Here is a 2,264-nt window from a genome sequence, read left to right as displayed (position 1 = left end):
AGAATTTCAACTTTTGTTTCTCACCAGCCGCAAGATTAGAAACTTTTTATTCAGCGAGATATGAAAAGGCGTTTTGCGCAATCAGCCGCTCTAAATGTTGACGCTCTTTATGCCAATCGATAACTTTTGGTATGGGTGCGCGGGACAGTACTAGGTTTTCTAATACTGTCATTTCTGGCACTAACGTAAAATGCTGGTACACCATCCCTAGGCCTAAACGATGCGCATCGCGAGTACTTTGTATGTCGCATTCGCGGTTATCTATCAACACCGAACCTTGATCGGCTTGGTAATAACCCATAATGCATTTAACTAGCGTACTCTTTCCCGCACCATTGCCACCTAATAGCGCGTGAAACGAACTTTTTTCTCAGCTTAAAAGAGACGTCATTCAACACCTGTAATGCGCCAAAGCGCTTAGCGATACCAATCGTTTCTAACGCGTAAGGATGAATATCTACAGCATTCTGAACTGAGCGTGTCATGTAATGGCCTCGACAAAATGAGCCGAACTGGACACCGCACCAAATACCCCGCCTTGCATTTTAATCATTTGTAATGCCGCTAAATGATTGTTGTAATCGGTTGCACCACAACAGTCTTCTAACAATAAGCACTCATAACCTCGGTCATTCGCATCCCGCATAGTCGTGTGAACGCAAACATCAGTGGTGATACCGGTTAAAATAATATTGCTAACCCCTAAATTACGCAGTAGCAAGTCTAAATCCGTCGCATAAAACGAGCCTTTTCCTGGCTTATCGATAATGGGTTCAGAGGGTAAAGGGGCTAATTCTGGAATAATATTCCAACCTGGCTCACCCCTAACTAATATCCGGCCACACGGACCTTCATCACCGATACCGGCACCGATTTGTTGACTACGCCAACGCTTGTTAGCCGGTAAGTCCGCTAAATCAGGCCGATGACCTTCACGGGTATGTATTACGTGATAGCCTAATTCCCGACACGCCGCTAATACGCGTTTAATCGGTTCTATCGGTGCGCGTGTTAGCGATAAATCGTAGCCCATCTTATCGACGTAACCGCCTTCGCCACAAAAATCAAATTGCATGTCGATAATAATTAAACAGGTATTTTCAGGGCGCAAATCGCCATTATAGGGATAGAGATACGGGTCGCTTTTGATAAATTTAGACATGGAGAACCTCACTTGGTAATAGAAAGCTCGCCGGGGGCTCCGATTAACGCACGTTGCGGCGAGCAGGTAGCAATCATCAATGCCAAAGTAAGCAAATAAGGTGCCGCATTGAATAAATAATAACCGCTGGTAAAGCCAATCGATTGCAAGGCCGGTCCTATTGCCCCAGCACCACCAAAAATAAGCGCGGCATAAAGACAACGCATAGGCTGCCAACGCGCAAAAACAACTAACGCAACAGCAATTAAGCCTTGCCCACTGGATAATCCTTCATTCCAACTCCCTGGATAATACAAAGACAAAAAAGCGCCGCCGATACCTGAAAAAAAACCGCCGGTCATCGTGGCCAATAGCCGCACCGTATTCACAGGAAAGCCAAGCGCCTCAGCCGCATCTTGGCTATCGCCAACGGTTCTTACAATAAGCCCCCAACGGGTATGCGTGAAAAACCACGCTAATAATGGCGCTAACGCTAACCCTACTAAAAATAATAAATTAATTTCAAGGGCCGCTTTGACTTGCGGAATATCACTCCAAAAACCAAAGGAAAAAGAGGGTAAATGAGGTGCGATCGGTTGAATAAACGGTTTGCCAAGAAAAAAGGCAATGCCATTGCCTAATAACATTAAAGCAATACCAACGGCGATGTCGTTAACTTTGGGATGACCACAAATCCAGGCATGGATTATGCCTAAAACCGCACCTGCGCAACCTGCTGCCAGCACACCTAGCCAAGGGGATTGAGTAAGATAAGCCGTAGCATAAGCCGTCATCGCGCCTAAGACTAAATTAGCCTCTTGGCTCATGTTGATTCGTCCGCTTTTCTCAGTTAAGCATTCGCCTAAACTGACAAACAAGTACGGTGTGCTGGTTCTAATGGCACCTGCAAGAATGGCCAATAAAACGCCCCAGCCACCAATATCTGTGCTATTCATTGTTGCTCTCTCTTTATGACGCTTTCAAACGTCCATACCAGGTTTCACTAAATAAGATAAAGGTAAAAATAATACCTTGTAAGATAAAGACGGTTGCATCAGGTAAATGATGACTGCGCTGTAACAACCCCGAACTTGCTAAAATACCACCTAAAAAAATAGCGACA

General features: G+C 45.1%; 4 protein-coding genes. All 4 read right to left on the bottom strand.

Going from position 1 to position 2,264, the window contains the following annotated elements; genetic code table 11:
* Positions 1-46: 46 nt before the first annotated feature.
* From VZ94_RS29750 to VZ94_RS19360, 4 genes are read right to left on the bottom strand one after another with little or no spacing between them, the layout of a single operon-like run.
* A complete protein-coding gene (locus tag VZ94_RS29750; protein WP_338040533.1) occupies positions 47-304 on the bottom strand; it encodes an ATP-binding cassette domain-containing protein in 258 nt (85 codons plus the stop codon).
* 4 nt (positions 305-308) lie between these two features.
* On the bottom strand, positions 309-485 hold the full coding sequence (locus VZ94_RS29745; protein WP_239650093.1) for a hypothetical protein: 177 nt from the start codon (positions 483-485) through the stop codon (positions 309-311).
* Positions 482-1,162: a biuret amidohydrolase gene (gene biuH, locus VZ94_RS19365; protein WP_045780496.1), complete on the bottom strand. Its 681-nt coding sequence runs from the start codon at positions 1,160-1,162 to the stop codon at positions 482-484. The genes VZ94_RS29745 and biuH overlap by 4 nt, the downstream gene beginning before the upstream one ends.
* 8 nt (positions 1,163-1,170) lie before the next feature.
* Positions 1,171-2,097 (bottom strand): ABC transporter permease, encoded by a 927-nt coding sequence (locus VZ94_RS19360; protein ID WP_045780495.1) that lies wholly within the window; start codon positions 2,095-2,097, stop codon positions 1,171-1,173.
* Positions 2,098-2,264: the final 167 nt, after the last annotated feature.

This window comes from Methylocucumis oryzae (genome assembly GCF_000963695.1).
In the GTDB taxonomy this organism is placed as follows: Bacteria; Pseudomonadota; Gammaproteobacteria; order Methylococcales; family Methylomonadaceae; genus Methylovulum; species Methylovulum oryzae.
This window is presented reverse-complemented; position numbering and strand designations above follow the sequence as displayed.

Bases quoted from the DNA above. Each gene is read 5' to 3' on its own strand.
- VZ94_RS29745 (WP_239650093.1), bottom strand. From the start codon at position 485: ATGACACGCTCAGTTCAGAATGCTGTAGATATTCATCCTTACGCGTTA.
- VZ94_RS19360 (WP_045780495.1), bottom strand. From the start codon at position 2,097: ATGAATAGCACAGATATTGGTGGCTGGGGCGTTTTATTGGCCATTCTT.
- biuH (WP_045780496.1), bottom strand. From the start codon at position 1,162: ATGTCTAAATTTATCAAAAGCGACCCGTATCTCTATCCCTATAATGGC.